This is a genomic window from Pseudomonas sp. TMW 2.1634 (assembly GCF_001703595.1).
Classification (GTDB): Bacteria; Pseudomonadota; Gammaproteobacteria; order Pseudomonadales; family Pseudomonadaceae; genus Aquipseudomonas; species Aquipseudomonas fragi.
In genome coordinates, this window is record NZ_CP016849.1 from 3,782,501 (window position 1) to 3,805,060 (window position 22,560).

Sequence of the window (22,560 nt, forward strand, 5' to 3'; positions counted from 1 at the left end):
CGATGACCTACTCTCACATGGGGAAACCCCACACTACCATCGGCGATGCATCGTTTCACTACTGAGTTCGGGATGGGATCAGGTGGTTCCAATGCTCTATGGTCGTCAAGAAATTCGGTAGCCAGGTCGTTTGCCTTACGGCGCACGCTCCAGCGAATGGGTATGTAATAGTTGGTGTTTTGTGAACCGCAAACTTTCGGTTTGTATCGTCTTCACACACCGCAATTCGCTTCTAAGCAAATTGCTTGGGTGTTATATGGTCAAGCCTCACGGGCAATTAGTATTGGTTAGCTCAACGCCTCACAGCGCTTACACACCCAACCTATCAACGTCGTAGTCTTCGACGGCCCTTTAGGGAACTCAAGGTTCCAGTGAGATCTCATCTTGAGGCAAGTTTCCCGCTTAGATGCTTTCAGCGGTTATCTTTCCCGAACATAGCTACCCGGCAATGCCACTGGCGTGACAACCGGAACACCAGAGGTTCGTCCACTCCGGTCCTCTCGTACTAGGAGCAGCCCCTCTCAAATCTCAAACGTCCACGGCAGATAGGGACCGAACTGTCTCACGACGTTCTAAACCCAGCTCGCGTACCACTTTAAATGGCGAACAGCCATACCCTTGGGACCGGCTTCAGCCCCAGGATGTGATGAGCCGACATCGAGGTGCCAAACACCGCCGTCGATATGAACTCTTGGGCGGTATCAGCCTGTTATCCCCGGAGTACCTTTTATCCGTTGAGCGATGGCCCTTCCATACAGAACCACCGGATCACTAAGACCTACTTTCGTACCTGCTCGACGTGTCTGTCTCGCAGTCAAGCGCGCTTTTGCCTTTATACTCTACGACCGATTTCCGACCGGTCTGAGCGCACCTTCGTACTCCTCCGTTACTCTTTAGGAGGAGACCGCCCCAGTCAAACTACCCACCATACACTGTCCTCGATCCGGATAACGGACCTGAGTTAGAACCTCAAAGTTGCCAGGGTGGTATTTCAAGGTTGGCTCCACGCAAACTGGCGTTCACGCTTCAAAGCCTCCCACCTATCCTACACAAGCAAATTCAAAGTCCAGTGCAAAGCTATAGTAAAGGTTCACGGGGTCTTTCCGTCTAGCCGCGGATACACTGCATCTTCACAGCGATTTCAATTTCACTGAGTCTCGGGTGGAGACAGCGCCGCCATCGTTACGCCATTCGTGCAGGTCGGAACTTACCCGACAAGGAATTTCGCTACCTTAGGACCGTTATAGTTACGGCCGCCGTTTACCGGGGCTTCGATCAAGAGCTTCGCGTTAGCTAACCCCATCAATTAACCTTCCGGCACCGGGCAGGCGTCACACCCTATACGTCCACTTTCGTGTTTGCAGAGTGCTGTGTTTTTAATAAACAGTCGCAGCGGCCTGGTATCTTCGACCGACAGGGGCTTACGCAGTAAATGCTTCACCTCCATCGGCGCACCTTCTCCCGAAGTTACGGTGCCATTTTGCCTAGTTCCTTCACCCGAGTTCTCTCAAGCGCCTTGGTATTCTCTACCCAACCACCTGTGTCGGTTTGGGGTACGGTTCCTGGTTACCTGAAGCTTAGAAGCTTTTCTTGGAAGCATGGCATCAACCACTTCGTGTTCTAAAAGAACACTCGTCATCAGCTCTCGGCCTTAGAATCCCGGATTTACCTAAGATTCCAGCCTACCACCTTAAACTTGGACAACCAACGCCAAGCTGGCCTAGCCTTCTCCGTCCCTCCATCGCAATAACCAGAAGTACAGGAATATTAACCTGTTTTCCATCGACTACGCTTTTCAGCCTCGCCTTAGGGACCGACTAACCCTGCGTCGATTAACGTTGCGCAGGAAACCTTGGTCTTTCGGCGTGGGTGTTTTTCACACCCATTATCGTTACTCATGTCAGCATTCGCACTTCTGATACCTCCAGCAAGCTTCTCAACTCACCTTCACAGGCTTACAGAACGCTCCTCTACCGCATCATCCTAAGATGATACCCGTAGCTTCGGTGTATGGTTTGAGCCCCGTTAAATCTTCCGCGCAGGCCGACTCGACTAGTGAGCTATTACGCTTTCTTTAAAGGGTGGCTGCTTCTAAGCCAACCTCCTAGCTGTCTAAGCCTTCCCACATCGTTTCCCACTTAACCATAACTTTGGGACCTTAGCTGACGGTCTGGGTTGTTTCCCTTTTCACGACGGACGTTAGCACCCGCCGTGTGTCTCCCATGCTCGGCACTTGTAGGTATTCGGAGTTTGCATCGGTTTGGTAAGTCGGGATGACCCCCTAGCCGAAACAGTGCTCTACCCCCTACAGTGATACATGAGGCGCTACCTAAATAGCTTTCGAGGAGAACCAGCTATCTCCGAGCTTGATTAGCCTTTCACTCCGATCCACAGGTCATCCGCTAACTTTTCAACGGTAGTCGGTTCGGTCCTCCAGTTAGTGTTACCCAACCTTCAACCTGCCCATGGATAGATCGCCCGGTTTCGGGTCTATTCCCAGCGACTAGACGCCCTATTAAGACTCGCTTTCGCTACGCCTCCCCTATTCGGTTAAGCTTGCCACTGAAAATAAGTCGCTGACCCATTATACAAAAGGTACGCAGTCACCCAAAAAGTGGGCTCCCACTGCTTGTACGCATACGGTTTCAGGATCTATTTCACTCCCCTCTCCGGGGTTCTTTTCGCCTTTCCCTCACGGTACTAGTTCACTATCGGTCAGTCAGTAGTATTTAGCCTTGGAGGATGGTCCCCCCATATTCAGACAAAGTTTCTCGTGCTCCGTCCTACTCGATTTCACTGCAAAGATGTTTTCGCGTACAGGGCTATCACCCACTATGGCCGCACTTTCCAGAGCGTTCCGCTAACATCAATACAGCTTAAGGGCTGGTCCCCGTTCGCTCGCCACTACTAAGGGAATCTCGGTTGATTTCTTTTCCTCAGGGTACTTAGATGTTTCAGTTCCCCTGGTTCGCTTCTTAAGCCTATGTATTCAGCTTAAGATACCTAACTTATGTTAGGTGGGTTCCCCCATTCAGACATCTCCGGATCAAAGTCTGTTTGCCGACTCCCCGAAGCTTTTCGCAGGCTACCACGTCTTTCATCGCCTCTGACTGCCAAGGCATCCACCGTATGCGCTTCTTCACTTGACCATATAACCCCAAGCAATCTGGTTATACTATGAAGACGACATTCGCCGAAAATTTGCTTTCAATCACAAATTTTACCTTAGCCTGAATAAACACCAGTGAAAGTGCTATCCAGTCTAACTTTCTATTACATACCCAAATTTTTAAAGAACGATCTAATCAAAAGATCAGAAATCAACATTCACCACCATCTGATGGAATGCTCATTTCTAAGCTTTACGACAGACAAACCACAGATCAACTCTGCAGTTCTCGTCTTCTACAATGAATCAAGCAATTCGTGTGGGAACTTATGGAGCAGCTGATGTCGTCGATTAAGGAGGTGATCCAGCCGCAGGTTCCCCTACGGCTACCTTGTTACGACTTCACCCCAGTCATGAATCACACCGTGGTAACCGTCCTCCCGAAGGTTAGACTAGCTACTTCTGGTGCAACCCACTCCCATGGTGTGACGGGCGGTGTGTACAAGGCCCGGGAACGTATTCACCGTGACATTCTGATTCACGATTACTAGCGATTCCGACTTCACGCAGTCGAGTTGCAGACTGCGATCCGGACTACGATCGGTTTTATGGGATTAGCTCCACCTCGCGGCTTGGCAACCCTTTGTACCGACCATTGTAGCACGTGTGTAGCCCAGGCCGTAAGGGCCATGATGACTTGACGTCATCCCCACCTTCCTCCGGTTTGTCACCGGCAGTCTCCTTAGAGTGCCCACCATTACGTGCTGGTAACTAAGGACAAGGGTTGCGCTCGTTACGGGACTTAACCCAACATCTCACGACACGAGCTGACGACAGCCATGCAGCACCTGTCTCAATGTTCCCGAAGGCACCAATCCATCTCTGGAAAGTTCATTGGATGTCAAGGCCTGGTAAGGTTCTTCGCGTTGCTTCGAATTAAACCACATGCTCCACCGCTTGTGCGGGCCCCCGTCAATTCATTTGAGTTTTAACCTTGCGGCCGTACTCCCCAGGCGGTCAACTTAATGCGTTAGCTGCGCCACTAAGAGTTCAAGACTCCCAACGGCTAGTTGACATCGTTTACGGCGTGGACTACCAGGGTATCTAATCCTGTTTGCTCCCCACGCTTTCGCACCTCAGTGTCAGTATCAGTCCAGGTAGTCGCCTTCGCCACTGGTGTTCCTTCCTATATCTACGCATTTCACCGCTACACAGGAAATTCCACTACCCTCTACCATACTCTAGCTTGCCAGTTTTGGATGCAGTTCCCAGGTTGAGCCCGGGGATTTCACATTCAACTTAACAAACCACCTACGCGCGCTTTACGCCCAGTAATTCCGATTAACGCTTGCACCCTCTGTATTACCGCGGCTGCTGGCACAGAGTTAGCCGGTGCTTATTCTGTCGGTAACGTCAAGACACCAACGTATTAGGTTAGCGCCCTTCCTCCCAACTTAAAGTGCTTTACAATCCGAAGACCTTCTTCACACACGCGGCATGGCTGGATCAGGCTTTCGCCCATTGTCCAATATTCCCCACTGCTGCCTCCCGTAGGAGTCTGGACCGTGTCTCAGTTCCAGTGTGACTGATCATCCTCTCAGACCAGTTACGGATCGTAGCCTTGGTGAGCCATTACCTCACCAACTAGCTAATCCGACCTAGGCTCATCTGATAGCGCAAGGCCCGAAGGTCCCCTGCTTTCTCCCGTAGGACGTATGCGGTATTAGCGTCCGTTTCCGAACGTTATCCCCCACTATCAGGCAGATTCCTAGGTATTACTCACCCGTCCGCCGCTCTCAAGAGAAGCAAGCTTCTCTCTACCGCTCGACTTGCATGTGTTAGGCCTGCCGCCAGCGTTCAATCTGAGCCATGATCAAACTCTTCAGTTCAAACATCTTTGGGTTTTTAAGAAACCCTAAACTTGGCTCAGCAATCGTTGGTTACATCTTTGATTTCTCGCGGAGTAACTTGTGATGCTGATAATCTTGTTGACTATCAGTCTGACTCCACAAGCACCCACACGAATTGCTTGATTCAGTTGTTAAAGAGCGGTTGGTCAGCTTTCGCTGTACCGAGGCGCGCATTCTACAGCAGCCTCTGTTGCTGTCAAGCGGTTATTTTAAGATGTTTTCAAAGTTTCCTCTGTAACATCAACCACTTGCGCTTTCGATCTCTCGTTAGCGGGAGGCGAATTCTACAGCGTTACACGCTGCTGTCAACACCTCATTTCCTGCTTCGGTGACTTGAAGCTGGCACCGCCGAAAACTCATCCAACTCATTGAAACTCAAGGAGTTTTCCGTTTCGACTGCGCCGGAAGTGGGGCGAATTATAGACAGTTACAAACCTGAGTCAAGGACTAATTGAGCTGCTCTATCACTTAACTCGAAAACGCCTTTAACACAGCTATATAGAGGGGGCTGACGCCCCCTCTATATAGCTACAGCACACCCGACTGCCGCAAAGCCTCTACTGCATCCGCGTGCAACCCCAGCACCTGCTCCAACACCTGCCGGGTATGCTCACCCAGCAAAGGAGGGGCATTACGGTACTCCACCGGGGTTTCGGACAACCGGATAGGGCTCGCCACTTGCGGCACCAACCCCGCCAGGGCATGGGGCAACTGCATCGCCAAGCCTCGAGCCTGAACCTGCGGATCAGCAAACACCTGCGCCAAGTCATTGATCGGCCCACAGGGCACACCAACCGCCTCCAGCTGAGCCACCCACTCGGCGGTCGTCTTGAACACCGTTGCCTGCCGCAGAAGCGGCACCAACACTGAGCGATTTGCAACACGCAGCGTGTTGGTAGCAAAGCGCGGATCGTCCGCCCATTCGGGCCTTCCAGCCACTTCAGCAAACTTGCGGAACTGGCTGTCATTTCCCACAGTCAGGATAAAGTCACCATCTGCCGTCGGAAAATCCTGATAAGGCACGATATTCGGATGTGCATTACCCAAGCGTTGCGGAGCCACACCCGTGGTCAGGTAGTTCATCGCCTGATTTGCCAGACAAGCAACCTGCACGTCCAGCAACGCCATATCAATATGCTGACCACCGCCGTCATGCTGACGATGAGCAAGTGCTGCCAGAATCGCGACCGTCGAGTAGAGCCCGGTCAGTATGTCGGTCAGCGCCACGCCCACCTTCACCGGCCCCGCACCCTCCTCACCTTCAGGCCGCCCGGTAAGGCTCATCAGCCCACCCAGGCCTTGAACCATAAAGTCATAGCCCGCCCGCTTGGCATAGGGGCCGGTTTGACCGAACCCCGTTATCGAGCAATAGATCAGATCAGGGTTCAACGCCTTGAGCGACGCATAGTCCAGGCCATACGCCTCCAGACCACCCACCTTGAAGTTCTCGATCAGGATGTCGGACTTGGCGGCCAGCGCTCGAACCAGTTGCTGGCCTTGTGGCTTGGTGAAATCGATAGTGACCGATTGTTTGTTGCGGTTGGCCGACAAATAGTAAGCCGCCTCCCCCGTGCTCTCACCATAAGCATCCTTAAGGAAGGGCGGCCCCCAGGCCCGGGTGTCATCACCATTGCCCGGGCGCTCAACCTTGATCACTTCGGCACCCAGGTCAGCCAGTATCTGCCCCGCCCACGGCCCCGCCAGCACACGAGACAAATCCAGCACCCGCAAATGCGATAAAGCACCCATGAGCCGAGCTCCTGTTAATAGAACGCCTGCAGGCCGGTTTGCGCACGCCCAAGGATCAAGGCATGCACGTCATGCGTGCCTTCATAGGTGTTCACCACTTCCAGGTTGACCAGATGACGCGCCACGCCGAATTCATCGGAGATCCCGTTACCACCCAGCATGTCGCGCGCCATGCGTGCGATATCCAGCGACTTGCCGCACGAGTTGCGCTTCATGATCGAAGTGATTTCAACCGCCGCAGTGCCTTCATCTTTCATCCGCCCCAGACGCAGGCAACCCTGCAGGGCCAATGTAATTTCGGTCTGCATATCTGCGAGTTTTTTCTGGATCAACTGGGTCGCCGCCAAAGGCCGACCAAACTGGTGACGATCCAGGGTGTACTGGCGCGCGGTATGCCAGCAGAACTCGGCCGCACCCAATGCCCCCCAGGAGATGCCATAGCGCGCAGAGTTAAGGCAGGTAAAAGGGCCTTTCAAGCCGCGCACATCCGGGAAGATGTTCTCTTGCGGCACAAATACGTTGTCCATGACGATTTCGCCGGTAATGGACGCACGCAAGCCAACCTTGCCGTGAATCGCGGGCGTAGTCAGACCCTTCCAGCCTTTTTCCAGAACAAAGCCACGAATATCACCCTCATCGTCCTTCGCCCAGACCACAAACACATCGGCGATGGGGCTGTTGGTGATCCACATTTTGCTGCCCGTCAGGCTGTAGCCGCCATCCACCGTCCGCGCACGGGTAATCATCGCGCCAGGGTCGGAGCCGTGGTTAGGCTCGGTAAGACCGAAGCAGCCAATCCACTCGCCCGACGCCAGCTTGGGCAGGTACTTCTGTTTCTGCGCTTCGGTACCGAACTCATTGATCGGCACCATGACCAGGGAAGACTGCACACTCATCATCGAGCGGTAGCCCGAGTCCACCCGCTCCACTTCGCGGGCAATCAGCCCGTAGCTGACGTAATTGAGGCCACTGCCACCGTACTGCTCAGGAATCATCGCACCCAGCAAACCGGTCTCACCCATCTCACGAAAAATCGCAGGGTCGGTCTTCTCATTGCGGAAAGCCTCAAGCACTCGCGGCGCCAGCTTGTCCTGAGCAAATTGCTCGGCACTGTCGCGCACCATGCGCTCTTCTTCAGTGAGCTGTTGATCCAGCAACAGTGGATCAATCCAGTTGAAGCTTGCCTTACCCGCCATGAGAGAACCCTCGCGTAATAGATCAAATGTCGTGAGCCGATCCTAGACCCCTTCTATATAGAAGGACAAACGAGGATTCGGCACCATGCTGTGATAATTTCTCACTCCGTGAACCGCAAAAAAGCCATTTCTGACTGTATTTAGTGAGGAAGCCGTACATGCGCCGCAAGATCCCCAGCACAACCGCCCTGATCAGCTTCGAAGCGGCTGCGCGCCACGAAAGCTTTACCAAGGCCGCACAAGAGCTTTCCCTCACTCAAGGGGCCATTTGCCGACAGATCGCCAGCCTGGAAGAGTTTTTGAGTGTAGAACTGTTCCGACGCTCCAAGCGCGGGGTAAAGCTGACCGAAGCTGGCATCTCCTACAGCCGGCGCATCGCGACCCAACTGGATGCTGTCGAACGGGACACGTTGTCCGTCATGGGCCAACAAGGCGCCAATGTGATCGAGCTGGCCGTAGTGCCCACCTTCGGCACGCAATGGCTACTGCCCCGCCTCAAGGACTTCCAGCAACTGCACCCGGACGTCACGGTCAACCTGACCAACCGCACACGGCCTTTCCTGTTCGCAGATACCGACTTCGATGCAGCCATCTACTTCGGTGATGCTGACTGGTCCGGCACGTCGTCCTACCGCCTGATGGGCGAAAACCCGGTTCCCGTGTGCAGCCCTGCACTACTGGGTTCGCACAAGAGCCTCTCCCCGCACACCCTTGCCGAACTGCCCCTGCTGCAGCAAACCACTCGCCCCTACGCCTGGCGCCAATGGTTCAACGCCCAGGACATGAGCGTGCCCCGCGACATGACCGGCCCACGCTACGAGCTGTTTTCGATGCTGGCCCAGGCCGCCATGCATGAAATGGGCGTTGCGCTGATCCCGCCCTTTCTGATTCAGCGTGAATTGGCCGAAAAGCGCCTGGTGATCGCCAATGACCGCAGCCTGCCCAGTACCAAGGCTTACTACCTGATGATCCCCGAACGCAAAATTGAGTCTGCCTCACTGCAGGCCTTCCGCGACTGGCTGATCAAGCAGGCCGAGGGCTACAGCCTGATTTAAAGGGCCGCATCGTCCGTACAAACTATGTAGCTCACTACAAAAAAGCACTACATATATAAGTAAATGTCGCTTTTAAATACCCTGTACTTTGGTCTAGCTGGACAAACCTGCAGGCCAGTAACCACGCGGCCTACAGGGTATTTCTCAAAGTTATGCAGCGATAACCAAAAGAAATCTGAAAAAAACTCAAAAAACCTGCAAATCCCCTGAAAGCCACGTATTTAAAGGGATACAGCCAAGCATTGCGACATTCGGTCACTGCATGACTTGTAGTTTGTATCTCGTCATCCTCCATAAGTCCTTGAAGGGCAAAAAAATTGCCAGCAGAATGCCCCGCCCCACCCATACTTTGGTGGGATCGTGCTGATCGGCCGCCCCAGTCGCACCATCCGTAGTGCGCTGGCTTTCTTATAAAAGATCACGCAGGAGATATGACGTGCACATTGGTGTTCCTCTCGAGACCCATACGGGTGAAACGCGGGTTGCTGCAACCCCGGAAACCATCAAGAAGCTGATCGGCCAAGGCCATAAAGTGACTGTCCAAAGCGGCGCCGGCGTTAATGCCAGCGTTATCGACAGTGCTTATGAAGCCGCCGGCGCAACTATTGGCAACGCTACAGATGCTTTCGGCGCAGAGCTGATTCTCAAGGTTGTCGCCCCCAGCGACAGCGAACTGGCCCTGATCAAAACCGGCACCGTGCTCATTGGCATGCTCAACCCGTTCAGCAATGAAACCATTGCCAAACTGGCCGAGCGTGGGATCACCGCCTTCTCTCTTGAAGCCGCCCCCCGCACTTCTCGTGCGCAAAGTCTTGATGTGCTGTCATCCCAGGCCAACATTGCCGGCTATAAAGCCGTCCTGATTGCTGCCCACCACTATCCGCGCTTTATGCCGATGCTGATGACCGCCGCCGGGACCGTTAAGGCCGCTCGGGTACTGATTCTGGGTGCCGGTGTTGCCGGTTTGCAGGCCATTGCCACTGCCAAGCGTCTGGGTGCGGTAATCGAGGCGTCCGATGTGCGCCCTGCGGTTAAAGAGCAGATCGAATCGCTGGGTGCCAAGTTTGTCGACGTGCCTTACGAAACCGACGAAGAACGCGAATGCGCCGTTGGCGTAGGCGGCTATGCACGCCCGATGCCTGCCAGCTGGATGCAGCGCCAGGCCCTGGCCGTTCATGAGCGCGCCAAGCAGGCGGATATCGTGATCACCACAGCCCTGATTCCCGGTCGTAAAGCGCCCGTTCTGCTCAGCGCAGAAACCGTCGCGCAGATGAAACCGGGCTCGGTGGTCATCGACCTGGCTGCAGCCCAGGGCGGCAACTGCCCGCTGACCGTTGCCGACCAGGTCGTGGTCGAGCATGGTGTCACCATCGTTGGCCACACCAATCTGCCTGCAATGGTTGCCGCAGACGCTTCGGCACTCTACGCCCGCAACCTGCTGGACTTCCTCAAGCTGGTCTTCACCCCCGAAGGGCAGTTCCAGATCAACCTTGAAGACGACATCGTCGCCGCGTGCCTGATGTGCCGCGACGGTCAAGTCGTGCGCAAAAACGGCTGAGGATAAAAACAATGGAAGAACTCATCTCCCCCGGTATCTACAACCTGATCATCTTCGTGCTGGCCATTTATGTGGGCTATCACGTGGTCTGGAACGTAACCCCGGCACTGCACACCCCGTTGATGGCCGTCACCAACGCCATTTCTGCGATCGTGATTGTGGGCGCCATGCTCGCTGCCGCACTGACGGTGACCCCACTGGGTAAAACTATGGGCACCCTGGCGGTCGCGCTGGCCGCCGTAAACGTATTCGGTGGTTTTTTGGTCACCCGGCGCATGCTGGAAATGTTCAAGAAGAAAGCACCCAAAGCCAAAGATGAGGTGCGCAAGCCATGAGCATGAACCTGGTAACTGTGTTGTATCTGGTTGCATCGATCTGCTTTATTCAGGCCCTCAAAGGCCTGTCGCACCCCACCACTTCGCGTCGCGGCAACCTGTTCGGCATGCTGGGCATGGGGCTGGCAATCGTCACCACGGTGGGCCTGATCTACAAACTGGGCGCCGAGATGGCCACCGCCGGTATCGGCTATGTCATTGTCGGTCTGTTGGTGGGCGGCACAGCTGGCTCGATCATGGCCAAGCGCGTCGAAATGACCAAAATGCCTGAGCTGGTCGCGTTCATGCACAGCATGATCGGCCTCGCAGCCGTGTTCATTGCCATTGCCGCCGTCGTTGAGCCGCAATCGCTGGGCATCGTCAAACACCTGGGCGACGCCATCCCTGCGGGCAACCGTCTGGAACTGTTCCTGGGCGCGGCCATTGGTGCAATCACCTTCTCCGGTTCGGTGATCGCCTTCGGCAAACTCTCGGGCAAGTACAAGTTCCGTCTGTTCCAGGGCGCACCGGTACAGTTCGGCGGCCAGCACAAGCTGAACCTGGTGCTGGGCCTGGCCACGCTGGCCCTGGGCATCACCTTTATGCTCACCGGCAACCTCAATGCCTTTGCGCTGATGCTGGCTCTGGCGTTCGTGCTGGGTGTGCTGATCATCATCCCGATTGGCGGCGCCGACATGCCAGTGGTGGTGTCGATGCTTAATAGCTATTCGGGCTGGGCGGCAGCCGGTATCGGATTCTCGCTGAACAACTCGATGCTGATCATTGCCGGTTCGCTGGTAGGTTCTTCGGGTGCGATCCTGTCGTACATCATGTGCAAGGCGATGAACCGTTCGTTCTTCAACGTGATCCTCGGCGGCTTTGGCGGTGCGGTAGACGCGGGTGGCCCGGCAGGTGCGCAAGAAGCTCGCCCGGTGAAATCCGGTTCGGCGGACGACGCCACCTTCCTGCTGACCAACGCCGACACCGTGATCATCGTTCCGGGTTACGGCCTGGCCGTGGCACGGGCGCAGCACGCACTTAAAGAGCTGACTGAAAAACTGACTCACCGCGGCGTGACCGTGAAGTATGCGATCCACCCGGTGGCTGGCCGCATGCCAGGCCATATGAACGTACTGCTCGCCGAGGCCGAAGTGCCTTACGACCAGGTGTTCGAGATGGAAGACATCAACTCCGAGTTCGGCCAGGCCGACGTGGTGCTCGTACTGGGCGCCAACGACGTGGTCAACCCGGCGGCCAAGAACGATCCAAAATCGCCGATTGCCGGCATGCCAATCCTCGAAGCCTATAAAGCCAAGACTGTCATCGTGAACAAGCGCTCAATGGCCAGCGGCTATGCCGGCCTGGATAACGAATTGTTTTATCTGGATAAAACCATGATGGTCTTCGGCGACGCCAAGAAAGTTATTGAAGATATGGTTAAAGCGGTCGAGTAACATCCTGCCCCACAGCAATAACGAGAACCCCGGCGCTGTATTGGCCGGGGTTTTTCTTTTTCCAAGGAACCCGACCAAAGGCTCTAAATCGGCCGCTGGCATTCGACCATGGTAGCGGGACGAAAGGCTCTGAAAATGAATAGACTGCGCCTCTTGCTTCCGTTGCCCGAGATAACAATCCATGTACCGTGAACGTATTCGCCTGAACTCCCTGCACGATAAGGTCATGAGCGCCGAAGAAGCCGCCGCCCTTATCCAAGACGGCATGACCGTCGGCATGAGCGGTTTTACCCGTGCCGGTGAAGCCAAAGCCGTGCCCCAGGCCCTGGCCGAGCGGGCCAAGAAGTCGCCGCTGAAAATCACCCTGATGACCGGCGCCAGCCTGGGCAACGATCTGGACAAGCAACTGACCGAAGCCGGCGTACTGGCTCGTCGCATGCCGTTCCAGGTAGACAGCACCCTGCGCAAGGCGATCAACGCCGGCGAAGTGATGTTTATCGACCAGCATTTGTCCGAAACCGTTGAGCAACTGCGCAACAACCAGCTCAAGCTGCCGGACATTGCAGTTATTGAAGCAGTGGCCATTACCGAGCAAGGTCATATCGTTCCGACGACCTCCGTGGGCAACTCCGCCAGCTTCGCGATTTTCGCCAAGCAAGTGATCGTCGAGATCAACCTGGCGCACAACCCGAACCTGGAAGGTCTGCACGACATCTATATCCCGACCTACCGTCCGACGCGTACGCCGATTCCGCTGGTGAAAGTCGATGACCGTATCGGCAGCACCGCGATCCCGATCCCGGCGGAAAAAATCGTCGCCATCGTGATCACCAACAAGCCGGACTCGCCGTCCACCGTGTCCGAGCCGGACAGCGAAACCGACGGTATTGCTTTCCACCTGATCAACTTCCTTAAAGCCGAAGTTGAAGCAGGCCGCATGACCAACAAGCTCGGCCCGCTGCAAGCCGGTATCGGCAACATCGCCAACGCGGTGATGTGCGGCCTGATCGACTCGCCGTTCGAAGACCTGACCATGTACTCCGAAGTACTGCAGGATTCGACCTTCGACCTGATCGACGCAGGCAAGATGAGCTTCGCGTCGGGCAGCTCCATCACGTTGTCGGAACGCCGCAATTCGGACGTGTTCGGCAACCTGGAGCGCTACAAGGACAAACTGGTGTTGCGCCCGCAAGAGATCTCCAACCACCCTGAAGTGGTTCGTCGCCTGGGCATCATCGGGATCAACACCGCCCTGGAGTTCGACATCTACGGCAACGTCAACTCCACCCACGTGTGTGGCACGCGGATGATGAACGGCATCGGCGGCTCGGGCGACTTCGCCCGCAACGCACACCTGGCGATTTTCGTCACCAAGTCCATTGCCAAGGCGGGCGCGATTTCCAGCGTCGTGCCAATGGTCAGCCACGTTGACCACACCGAGCACGACGTTGACATCCTCGTGACCGAGCAAGGCCTGGCCGACCTGCGCGGCCTGGCCCCGCGTGAGCGCGCACGCGTGATCATCGACAACTGTGTGCACCCGGACTTCCGTGAAGCCCTCAATGACTATTACGACAGGGCCTGTGCGATTGGCGGCCACACGCCGCACATCCTGCGCGAAGCGTTGAGCTGGCATATTAACCTGGAAGAAACCGGGAAAATGCTGCCGTAAGCCGCACGCTAGACAGCCGCTGACGTAAACACTGTTTCGTCAGCGGCTTTTTTATGACTGTATTTTAAAAAACTGTACTACTGTACTGGTCATTTCCCGCCTGCAAGACCCACTCCCCCTACCGATTTGACCCATTTCGCACTATTTAAGTGCAGACAGGTACAGTTGTGCGCATTTGTGCCCGTACAGCGGGCATAAACAGTTAACTGGCCCATTGCAATACAGATGAACTGTATCTAGAGACCCTCGACAAAGAGGAGGATCATTGGCATCAGTTAAACCACTAGCCAATGCCGCCACAAGCGGAAGGATGTCACCATGGAACGTACACTCAGTTCCGAACTGTTCAGCGAAAGCAACACTGTAAACACCCAGGCTTCCATGCCTTTGCGCGTACTGGCCAACCTGATGTTGTGGCAGCGCCGCATCTCCAGCCGCCATCAACTGGCTCGCCTGGACTCGCGTCTTCTGGCTGATGCCGGGATTAGCGAAGCACAGCGTTACGAAGAGCTGAGCAAGCCGTTCTGGCGCTGATTAGCGCTCGCTGGCCCTGACCACCGGTCCACCGCCAGCAACCCGAATTGAAAAAACAGAACCCGTCGCGGATAACCGCTGACGGGTTTTGTCGTTTATGGCAGCGGGTTTTACCCACTTGCAAAGCGACAGGTACAGTTTTAAATTATCTTTAAATGCACAAGTACAGTTAGGCAAATACCTGATCCAGAGCATCTTACTTACGCTAGCAAGTAAAACTTCCTATGACTGATGCCACCCTGAGCCTACTATTCGGCCCATAACCGTCTATTTTCATATGTTCATGTTCAGGAGTCTTACCATGTCCACACTTCGCCTTCTTAGTGCAGCGGCTCTGCTGGCCGTTGCTGCCAGCGCCAACGCCACGAGCTTCATCGCGACCACCGATGGCATCGTGGGCACCCTTAAAGCCACCACCGACCTCACATCGGATGCCACCGGCTCGTTCCGCGACAACAAGATCGTGCGTGCCGCCCGCGACGACGCGGCCAGCTTCGTGGCCAGCGAAGGCGCCATCCGTGGCGTGAAACTGGAAAGCGCCTTCGAGGCCATCCGCCAGCAAGCACCACAGCTGCAGGCAACTGATGCACAACTGGCCCAGGCCATCCTGACGATCTGATCGCGGTCAGCACTCTGTGGGAGCGGGCTTGCTCGCGATTCAGGCGCCCTGGTTTCTCAGGTAAACCGCGCCGATACAATCGCGAGCAAGCCCGCTCCCACAAGTACGGTGCCTGCATGAAGAAATTTTTCAGCAACGCCCCCACGCTGGCCCTGCCCCAGCCATTACGCTAGCCTTGGCGCTCATTCAAACAGCCTCGAGACCCATGCGTTTTTCCTTATTAGCCCTGCTTGCACTCTGCTGGACTCAATCAGCCAACGCCTTCGACCTGACCACCCAAAATGTGGTGCTCAGTGGTTACGTCACCAGTAAAGTGACGTCTGCGCCGTTCGATCACAAACTCATACGTGCCGCCCGGGATGATGCCGCCGTCTTTATTGCCAGTGATGGCCAGACGAGGGGCGTACAGCTGGAGTCTGTCCTGGGTTATTTGCGCCAACACTCGCCAAAATTGAATGCCAGCGACCTTGAACTGGCGCAGTCAATTCTCGTCCAATAAATACCCGCTTTATCTGGAGAAGTTTCATGCGTAGCCCCCTGATTGTCGCCACCCTTGGCCTGTTGCTGCTGGCCGATGTGGCTCAGGCACAAACCGTCGTGCAAACCAGTAACATCATCGTGCGTGCTTTTGGCCGCACCATCGACTTTACGTCCGACACCACCACCTCGATCCGTGACTCCAAAGTCGTGCGCGAAGCCCATGACGACGCCGCCACTTTCGTCGCCAGCCAGGGCGACATTCGCGGTGTGCAGCTGGAAGCCGCTTTCAGCACCCTGCGCGATCGAGTGCCTGAAGCGCGCAACGCCAGTGATCATGACCTCGCTGAAGCCATCCTCGCACTGTGAAGCCACTCACGCGCTGGCTTGCCACCTGTGGCCTGCTGCTGCTCGCCAGCAGCGCCCAGGCTGCGCTGCATCTGCAACTCAAGACCGAGGGCCTGAGCCCGGCTGAACAACAGGCCAGCCAAGCCCTGCTTGATGAAGCCATGCAGAGCCTGCCACCGCGTTTTATCGAACAACTGGACCGGCAGGTTCTGGTGGGCTGGACCGATGACATGCCCGCCAACGCCTACGGCCAGGCGTCGCTGACCTCCGAGCTGGACCTCAACCGCAAGCTGCTGGCCGCACTCACCGACGGCTCGGCGGCCACCCAACAGACCCACCGCCCCCACGGCACTGTGCGCCGGGAAATGCTCGCCACCGTGCTGCACGAGCTGACGCACATTTACGACCGCGCCCGCCTCTGGCCCGCCGCCGAACGCACACTCATCCGTCGCTGCGCCCGGCAAAGCAGCAACGCAGGGCTGATTGGCCTGCCCGATCAGTGCCGCGGGCAAACCGAGCGCCGCTTTACCCTCAGCGATGACCCGCGCCTGCTCGACCTCGCTGGCTGGCAGCAATATGTGGGCCGCCGGGGCGAACGCGAGCAAGACAACCATCAGATCGTGCGCAGCCCGGATCTGTACGAAGTCAGCAGCCCCAAGGAATTTGTCGCGGTCAATATGGAGTACTTCCTCCTCGATCCGGCCTACGCCTGCCGCCGCCCGGCGCTGTATCGCTACTACCAGCAACATTTCGGCTGGGCGCCTGCCGCCAAGGATGAATGCCCCAAGGGCTTTGCCTTTCTCAATGCCGGCAACGATTTCGCCAAGCAGCCGCTGGGGACCGTGGACCCGGAGCGGGTGTACGCCGTCGACTACCTGCTGGCCGAGGCCAACCAGGAATGGGCCAGCCGCTGGGGGCACAGCATGCTGCGCCTGGTGATCTGTGCGCCCGGTCGCCCACGCGGGCCAGACTGCCGGCTCGACCTGCAGGAGCACCTGGTGTTGTCCTACCGGGCGTTCGTTAATGACGTACAGCTCTCAAGCTGGGACGGCCTGACGGGTGCTTACCCATCGCGCCTGTTTGTATTGCCGCTGGCCCAGGTGATCGACGAATACACCAAGACCGAACTGCGCAGCCTGGCGTCGGTGCCGCTCAAGCTCAGCCGAGCGGAAATCGAAGAAGTGGTCGAGCATGCCGCCGAAATGCACTGGAGCTATGACGGCAACTACTACTTCATCTCCAATAACTGCGCCGTCGAAACCCTGAAACTGCTGCGCAGCGGCAGCGACAACGCCCGGCTCAAGGGCCTGGACAGCATCATGCCCAACGGCCTGCTGGACGTGCTCAAGGCTCGCGGGCTGGCCGATACCAGCGTGCTGGACGACCCCAAGGAAGCGCTGCGCCTGGGCTATCGCTTTGATTCCTACCGCGACCGTTACCAGGCGATGTTCGACGTGCTCAAGACCCGCCTGCCAATCAAGCAGACCACGGTCGAAGACTGGCTGGCCCTGGATGCAGACGAACGCCGCCCGTGGATCGAGCAGGCCGACCTGCGCGCCAGCGCGGCCTTGTTGCTGCTGGAGCAGGCCAGCTTTCGCCGGCAACTGCTGCTGGCCCAGGACGAGGTCAAACAAAAGTACCTGGGGGCGCGCGGGCTCAAGGATGGCAGCATGGACAAGGCCAACCAGACCCTGCAAGAGATTCTCGCCAGCAGCGGCTTCCTGAGCCGCCCGGCTGAATTGCTTGGTAGCGGCGGCTATGGCCTGCCGCAAACCAAGGAATGGGAAATGCTCGAGTCCGAAAGCAGCCAGCGCCAGCAGCAGCTACTGCGCCTGACCACCGACCTGGACAAGGAAGTGCGCAGCCTGCTGGAACCGGCGCGAGCGGCCGAGATTGCCGCTACCGAAGCCAACGTCAAACAGATCGGCGAACGTTTGCGGGCCATTCACAAGGCCTCGGGCGGATTGCAGTTGCCTTGAAACACACATGACCTGTGGGAGCGGGCTTGCTCGCGATGCAGACGGCGCGGTCGCTCGGTCAAACCGCATCGATGCCATCGCGAGCAAGCCCGCTCCCACAAGGGCAGCTCACGCACCCGGCACAAAATGCTTTTGCGCCGTGCCGTGGGCGATCAGCCGCGACAGGTAGTTCATTTTGTCGGCATCCTGGTCGACAAAGCGGAAGGTCAGTTGCAGCCAGGCACTGTCCGGTTTTGGCTCAAACGCCACGATGGCATGCAGGTAACCGTTCAATCGCGCCACCTCGGCATTCTCGCCCTGCTCAAGGTCCAGCACAGCGCTGTCGAGCACCTGAGGCAGCACTTCGCCACGACGCACCACCAGCAGCGCCTCCTTGAGGCTCAATGCCTTGATCACACACGCCTGGGTGCCGCTGGGCAAACGCAGTTGCCCCTGGCCACGGCTGGTCAGTGCGGGCGCCGCCACAGGGGCCGGGCGCGGAGTCGGGGCAACAGGCGCGGGAGCTGCCGCCGTGGCCGTCACGACCTGGGCCTTGCCGCCAGTCAACGCATTCAGTGAATCATTGCCAAACGCCGAGCTTGCCCGCGCCGGGGTGCTGGCCATCACGGCGCTCAACAATCCCGCCTTGGTGAACGCCTTCTTCACCTTCGACAGCAACTGCTCATTGGTGAAGGGCTTGCTGACGAAATCCGAAACCCCGGCCTGGATGGCCTGGATCACGTTCTCTTTGTCACCGCGACTGGTGACCATGATAAACGGCAGCGTTTTCAGCCGGTCTTGCTCACGGCACCAGGTCAACAGCTCAAGACCGGACATCTCCGGCATTTCCCAGTCGCACAGCACCAGATCGAAGGCTTCACGCGACAGCAAGGCCTGGGCTTTACGGCCGTTGACCGCGTCTTCGATCCTGATGCCCGGGAAGTAGTTACGCAGGCAATTTTTAACCAGATCACGAATAAACGACGCGTCATCTACCACCAGCACACTCACCTTGCTCATCGACTGCTCCTTGGAAATGAACGCCCGAAAACCAAAACGCCCGGCATCGAGCCGGGCGCTTTTTAGATCGGGCTGTCCTATTTATCGTCAGGCGGCGGCGCAACATTAGCGTTATCGCCACCCGTGCCCTGAACTTCTTCGCGCATGCGCTTGAGGCCCATGTGCCGCACGTCTGTACCGCGCACCAGATAAATCACCAGTTCCGAGATATTGCGCGCGTGGTCGCCAATACGCTCCAGCGAGCGCAGTACCCAGATGATGCTCAACACGCGCGTGATCGAGCGCGGGTCTTCCATCATGTAAGTGGCCAGTTCGCGCAGCGCGGTCTTGTACTCGCGGTCGATGGTCTTGTCGTATTGCGCCACCGACAGGGCCAGGTCGGCGTCGAAGCGGGCAAACGCATCCAGCGCATCACGCACCATGTTGCGTACCTGGTCGCCGATATGGCGAACTTCAACGTAGCCGCGCGGCGCCTCACCCTCTTCGCACAACTGGATGGCCCGGCGGGCGATCTTGGTCGCTTCGTCACCGATGCGCTCAAGGTCGATCACCGATTTGGAAATACTGATGATCAAACGCAAGTCAGACGCCGCAGGCTGACGACGGGCCAGAATGCGCAGGCATTCCTCGTCGATATTGCGCTCCATCTGGTTGATCTGCTCATCGATCTCGCGCACCTGTTGCGCCAGCCCCGAGTCGGCCTCGATCAGTGCGGTGACTGCATCGTTGACTTGTTTCTCGACCAGGCCGCCCATCGCCAGCAGGTGGCTGCGCACGTCTTCGAGTTCCGCGTTGAACTGCGCGGAAATGTGATGGGTGAGGCCATCCTTTGAAATCATGGTTCTGCTCCGCAAAAGCTGTGAGCTGCGCGCTGTAAGCGGCCAGCCGAATTATCGTGACATCGAACGGGCAATGCCGCTCAGACTAGCCATAGCGCCCGGTGATGTAGTCTTCGGTCTGCTTTTTGGCCGGGTTGGTGAACAGCGTGTCAGTGTCGCCGTACTCGACCATCTTGCCCATGTACATGAACGCCGTGTAATCCGAAACCCGGGCCGCCTGTTGCATGTTGTGGGTCACGATGACGATGGTGAACTTGGACTTGAGTTCGTAGATCAGCTCTTCGACTTTCAGCGTCGAGATCGGGTCGAGTGCCGAGCACGGTTCATCGAGCAGCAACACTTCGGGCTCGACCGCGATGGTACGCGCAATCACCAGACGCTGTTGCTGGCCGCCAGACAGGCCCAGTGCCGAGTCGTGCAGGCGGTCTTTGACTTCGTCCCACAACGCCGCGCCCTTAAGGGCCCATTCAACCGCTTCGTCCAGCACGCGTTTTTTGTTGATGCCCTGAATGCGCAGGCCATACACCACGTTTTCGTAGATGGTTTTTGGAAACGGGTTGGGCTTCTGGAACACCATGCCGACGCGACGACGCAGCTCGGCCACATCCTCGCCCTTGCGGTAGATGTTGTTGCCGTACAGGTTGATCTCGCCTTCGACGCGGCAGCCGTCCACCAGGTCGTTCATGCGGTTGAAGGTGCGCAGCAGCGTGGACTTGCCACAGCCGGACGGACCGATAAACGCCGTTACCCGTTGTTTCGGGATATTCAGGCTGACGTCGTACAGGGCCTGTTTTTCACCGTAGAAAAGATTCAGGCCGGGTACTTCAATGGCCACTTCTTCGTTGGCCAGGTTCAAGCTCTGTTTGGTGCGACCCAAGGCGGACATGTTGATGCCGTGGGTTGAGGATTCATGCTGCATGGGTTGCTCCATACGCTAAAAATTCGTTTCGGTTTTTCAGTCACCGGGTTTCTTCTGTGGGAGCGGGCTTGCTCGCGATTCAGGCACCTCGGTTTCACGTTGAAACCTTACCGATACCATCGCGGGCAAGCCCGCTCCCACAGGTCTTGTGTCTATCAGCTATCCAGCGCCTTGTACTTCTCGCGCAGGTGGTTACGAATCCACACGGCCGACAGGTTCAGGGTCGCGATTACCAGTACCAGCAGCAGCGCCGTGGCGTATACCAGCGGTCGGGCCGCTTCGACGTTGGGGCTCTGGAAGCCGACGTCATAAATATGGAAGCCCAGGTGCATGATCTTCTGGTCAAGGTGCAGGTACGGGTAGTTGCCGTCCAGCGGCAGCGACGGCGCCAGCTTGACCACGCCCACCAGCATCAGCGGTGCCACTTCACCCGCAGCACGGGCCACGGCGAGGATCATGCCGGTCATCATGGCCGGGCTGGCCATCGGCAAGACGATTTTCCACAGGGTTTCCGATTTGGTTGCCCCCAGCGCCAGCGAGCCTTCGCGCACTGTACGCGGGATCCGCGCCAGCCCTTCTTCGGTGGCCACGATCACCACCGGCACGGCCAGCAGCGCCAGGGTCAGCGACGCCCACATCAGGCCCGGCGTACCAAAGGTCGGCGCCGGCAAGGCTTCGGCGAAGAACAGACGGTCAACCGAGCCGCCCAGCACATACACAAAGAAGCCCAGGCCAAACACGCCGTACACAATGGCCGGTACACCGGCCAGGTTGTTCACCGCGATCCGGATCACCCGGGTCAGGGTGTTTTGCTTGGCGTATTCACGCAGGTAAACCGCCGCCAGCACGCCAAACGGCGTCACGATCACGGCCATGATCAGGGTCATCATCACCGTGCCGAAAATAGCCGGGAAGATACCGCCTTCGGTGTTGGCCTCACGAGGGTCCTGGCTCAGGAATTCCCAGATATTGCTGAAGTACATGGCCAGCTTCTGCCAGCTGTTCATCGCGTTCGGCTGGTAGACCTTGACCACTTTGCCGATGCCGATTTCCAGCTCTTTACCATTGGCATCACGGGCCGTGAGGCTGTCGCGGTTAAACTGTGCATGCAACTCGCCCAGGCGGTCTTCGATGGCCTTGTAGCGTGCATTCAGCTCGGCGCGCTCGGCTTCCATGTCGGCCTGTGCCTGCGGCGTCAGCTTGCCTTCCAGTTCCAGCTTGCGACCGTGCAGGCGGATACGCTCCAGCCCGTAGTTGATCGCACCGATGTCTTTCTTCTCAAGCTGGCTCAGTTGCGAGGCCAGGTCATTCACGCGCTTGACCCGCGCTTGCAGCTCCGGCCAGGCCGCGGCACCTTCTGCCACCACCTGGCCGTTTTCCTTGACGTTGACCAGGTAGCCGTAGAAGTTGCCCCACTCGCGGCGTTCAATGGCCATCAACTCGGGTGGCGTGCTCTGGTTGGTCAGCCACTCGCCGACCACCCAGGTAAAGTCATTGCCGTTCAGGTCACGGTTGCCGACCTTGATCAGCTCGCGGGTCATGAACTCCGGGCCTTGATCCGGCACCGGCAGGCCCGCGCTTTTCAGACGCTCGCGGGGCACTTCTTCCTTTTGCACCACTTCGCCGATGACCAGGTGATTGGCATCACCCGGCACGTTGTATTCGGCGTGGATCAGGTCGGCCGGCCAGAAGTGACCCAGGCCACGCACGGCGATCACCGACAACAGGCCGATGGTCATGATGACGGCGATAGACACTGCACCACCGCTGATCCAGACGCCTGGCGCGCCGCTCTTGAACCAGCCTTTGAGGGAATTCTGTTTCACAGA

16 protein-coding genes and 3 rRNA genes (1 of these 19 running past the window's edge) are annotated in these 22,560 nt (G+C 57.2%); 10 read left to right on the forward strand and 9 right to left on the reverse strand.

Annotation, left to right across the window (positions count from 1 at the left end; all coding sequences use genetic code 11):
- From rrf to BFC21_RS17880, 5 genes are all read right to left on the reverse strand, one after another.
- Window positions 1-110 (reverse strand): 5S ribosomal RNA (rrf, locus tag BFC21_RS17855) (it extends 6 nt beyond the left edge of the window).
- Between the two features lie 146 nt (window positions 111-256).
- Window positions 257-3,149 (reverse strand): 23S ribosomal RNA (locus BFC21_RS17860).
- 312 nt (window positions 3,150-3,461) lie between these two features.
- Window positions 3,462-4,998: ribosomal RNA gene (locus tag BFC21_RS17865) — 16S ribosomal RNA — on the reverse strand.
- The 16S, 23S and 5S rRNA genes sit together here, the layout of an rRNA operon.
- A 549-nt stretch (window positions 4,999-5,547) precedes the next feature.
- Window positions 5,548-6,768: a CaiB/BaiF CoA-transferase family protein gene (locus BFC21_RS17875; protein WP_088378540.1), complete on the reverse strand. Its 1,221-nt coding sequence runs from the start codon at window positions 6,766-6,768 to the stop codon at window positions 5,548-5,550.
- A gap of 14 nt (window positions 6,769-6,782) precedes the next feature.
- Window positions 6,783-7,964, reverse strand: a complete 1,182-nt coding sequence (locus BFC21_RS17880; protein WP_086799446.1) for an acyl-CoA dehydrogenase — start codon at window positions 7,962-7,964, stop codon at window positions 6,783-6,785.
- Window positions 7,965-8,122: 158 nt separating this feature from the next.
- Between BFC21_RS17880 and BFC21_RS17885 the strand changes: the two genes are divergently transcribed.
- The 10 genes from BFC21_RS17885 (at window position 8,123) to BFC21_RS17930 (ending at window position 17,974) form a co-directional block, all read left to right on the forward strand.
- Window positions 8,123-9,019, forward strand: a complete 897-nt coding sequence (locus BFC21_RS17885) for a LysR family transcriptional regulator (protein WP_088378541.1) — start codon at window positions 8,123-8,125, stop codon at window positions 9,017-9,019.
- A gap of 436 nt (window positions 9,020-9,455) precedes the next feature.
- The gene (locus BFC21_RS17890; protein ID WP_016782957.1) at window positions 9,456-10,577 is read left to right on the forward strand and encodes a Re/Si-specific NAD(P)(+) transhydrogenase subunit alpha; all 1,122 of its coding nucleotides are present in this window, start codon (window positions 9,456-9,458) and stop codon (window positions 10,575-10,577) included.
- Between the two features lie 11 nt (window positions 10,578-10,588).
- Window positions 10,589-10,912 carry an NAD(P) transhydrogenase subunit alpha gene (locus BFC21_RS17895; RefSeq protein WP_048363709.1) on the forward strand — a complete coding sequence of 108 codons (324 nt, stop codon included), beginning with the start codon at window positions 10,589-10,591 and terminating at the stop codon, window positions 10,910-10,912.
- Complete coding sequence (locus BFC21_RS17900; protein ID WP_088378542.1) at window positions 10,909-12,345, forward strand: NAD(P)(+) transhydrogenase (Re/Si-specific) subunit beta; 1,437 nt, start codon at window positions 10,909-10,911, stop codon at window positions 12,343-12,345. Before BFC21_RS17895 ends, BFC21_RS17900 begins: the two co-directional genes overlap by 4 nt.
- Before the next feature lie 181 nt (window positions 12,346-12,526).
- Entirely contained in the window at window positions 12,527-14,017 is a 1,491-nt protein-coding gene (locus BFC21_RS17905) for an acetyl-CoA hydrolase/transferase family protein (protein ID WP_088378543.1), read from the forward strand.
- Between the two features lie 318 nt (window positions 14,018-14,335).
- Window positions 14,336-14,551: a DUF1127 domain-containing protein gene (locus BFC21_RS17910; protein WP_086799449.1), complete on the forward strand. Its 216-nt coding sequence runs from the start codon at window positions 14,336-14,338 to the stop codon at window positions 14,549-14,551.
- 301 nt (window positions 14,552-14,852) lie between these two features.
- A complete protein-coding gene (locus BFC21_RS17915) occupies window positions 14,853-15,170 on the forward strand; it encodes a DUF2388 domain-containing protein (RefSeq protein WP_016782953.1) in 318 nt (105 codons plus the stop codon).
- 205 nt (window positions 15,171-15,375) lie between these two features.
- On the forward strand, window positions 15,376-15,669 hold the full coding sequence (locus tag BFC21_RS17920) for a DUF2388 domain-containing protein (RefSeq protein WP_088378544.1): 294 nt from the start codon (window positions 15,376-15,378) through the stop codon (window positions 15,667-15,669).
- A gap of 26 nt (window positions 15,670-15,695) precedes the next feature.
- Entirely contained in the window at window positions 15,696-16,016 is a 321-nt protein-coding gene (locus BFC21_RS17925; RefSeq protein WP_016782951.1) for a DUF2388 domain-containing protein, read from the forward strand.
- Entirely contained in the window at window positions 16,013-17,974 is a 1,962-nt protein-coding gene (locus BFC21_RS17930; RefSeq protein ID WP_120266410.1) for a DUF4105 domain-containing protein, read from the forward strand. The genes BFC21_RS17925 and BFC21_RS17930 overlap by 4 nt, the downstream gene beginning before the upstream one ends.
- A gap of 108 nt (window positions 17,975-18,082) precedes the next feature.
- On the opposite strand, the gene BFC21_RS17935 is transcribed toward BFC21_RS17930, so the two are convergent.
- From BFC21_RS17935 to pstA, 4 genes are all read right to left on the reverse strand, one after another.
- Complete coding sequence (locus BFC21_RS17935; RefSeq protein ID WP_088378546.1) at window positions 18,083-18,973, reverse strand: response regulator; 891 nt, start codon at window positions 18,971-18,973, stop codon at window positions 18,083-18,085.
- A gap of 77 nt (window positions 18,974-19,050) precedes the next feature.
- Window positions 19,051-19,812: a phosphate signaling complex protein PhoU gene (gene phoU, locus BFC21_RS17940; protein ID WP_088378547.1), complete on the reverse strand. Its 762-nt coding sequence runs from the start codon at window positions 19,810-19,812 to the stop codon at window positions 19,051-19,053.
- Between the two features lie 85 nt (window positions 19,813-19,897).
- The gene (pstB, locus tag BFC21_RS17945; protein WP_088378548.1) at window positions 19,898-20,731 is read right to left on the reverse strand and encodes a phosphate ABC transporter ATP-binding protein PstB; all 834 of its coding nucleotides are present in this window, start codon (window positions 20,729-20,731) and stop codon (window positions 19,898-19,900) included.
- Window positions 20,732-20,886: 155 nt separating this feature from the next.
- Complete coding sequence (gene pstA, locus BFC21_RS17950) at window positions 20,887-22,557, reverse strand: phosphate ABC transporter permease PstA (protein ID WP_088378549.1); 1,671 nt, start codon at window positions 22,555-22,557, stop codon at window positions 20,887-20,889.
- Between the last annotated feature and the right edge of the window lie 3 nt (window positions 22,558-22,560).

Excerpts from the sequence above, each read along its gene's own strand:
- BFC21_RS17915 (WP_016782953.1), top strand. The coding sequence starts at position 14,853 with ATGTCCACACTTCGCCTTCTTAGTGCAGCGGCTCTGCTGGCCGTTGCT.
- BFC21_RS17935 (WP_088378546.1), bottom strand. The coding sequence starts at position 18,973 with ATGAGCAAGGTGAGTGTGCTGGTGGTAGATGACGCGTCGTTTATTCGT.
- BFC21_RS17925 (WP_016782951.1), top strand. The coding sequence starts at position 15,696 with ATGCGTAGCCCCCTGATTGTCGCCACCCTTGGCCTGTTGCTGCTGGCC.
- pstB (WP_088378548.1), bottom strand. The coding sequence starts at position 20,731 with ATGCAGCATGAATCCTCAACCCACGGCATCAACATGTCCGCCTTGGGT.
- BFC21_RS17875 (WP_088378540.1), bottom strand. The coding sequence starts at position 6,768 with ATGGGTGCTTTATCGCATTTGCGGGTGCTGGATTTGTCTCGTGTGCTG.
- BFC21_RS17885 (WP_088378541.1), top strand. The coding sequence starts at position 8,123 with ATGCGCCGCAAGATCCCCAGCACAACCGCCCTGATCAGCTTCGAAGCG.
- BFC21_RS17920 (WP_088378544.1), top strand. The coding sequence starts at position 15,376 with ATGCGTTTTTCCTTATTAGCCCTGCTTGCACTCTGCTGGACTCAATCA.
- phoU (WP_088378547.1), bottom strand. The coding sequence starts at position 19,812 with ATGATTTCAAAGGATGGCCTCACCCATCACATTTCCGCGCAGTTCAAC.
- BFC21_RS17880 (WP_086799446.1), bottom strand. The coding sequence starts at position 7,964 with ATGGCGGGTAAGGCAAGCTTCAACTGGATTGATCCACTGTTGCTGGAT.
- BFC21_RS17895 (WP_048363709.1), top strand. The coding sequence starts at position 10,589 with ATGGAAGAACTCATCTCCCCCGGTATCTACAACCTGATCATCTTCGTG.
- BFC21_RS17900 (WP_088378542.1), top strand. The coding sequence starts at position 10,909 with ATGAGCATGAACCTGGTAACTGTGTTGTATCTGGTTGCATCGATCTGC.
- BFC21_RS17905 (WP_088378543.1), top strand. The coding sequence starts at position 12,527 with ATGTACCGTGAACGTATTCGCCTGAACTCCCTGCACGATAAGGTCATG.
- BFC21_RS17910 (WP_086799449.1), top strand. The coding sequence starts at position 14,336 with ATGGAACGTACACTCAGTTCCGAACTGTTCAGCGAAAGCAACACTGTA.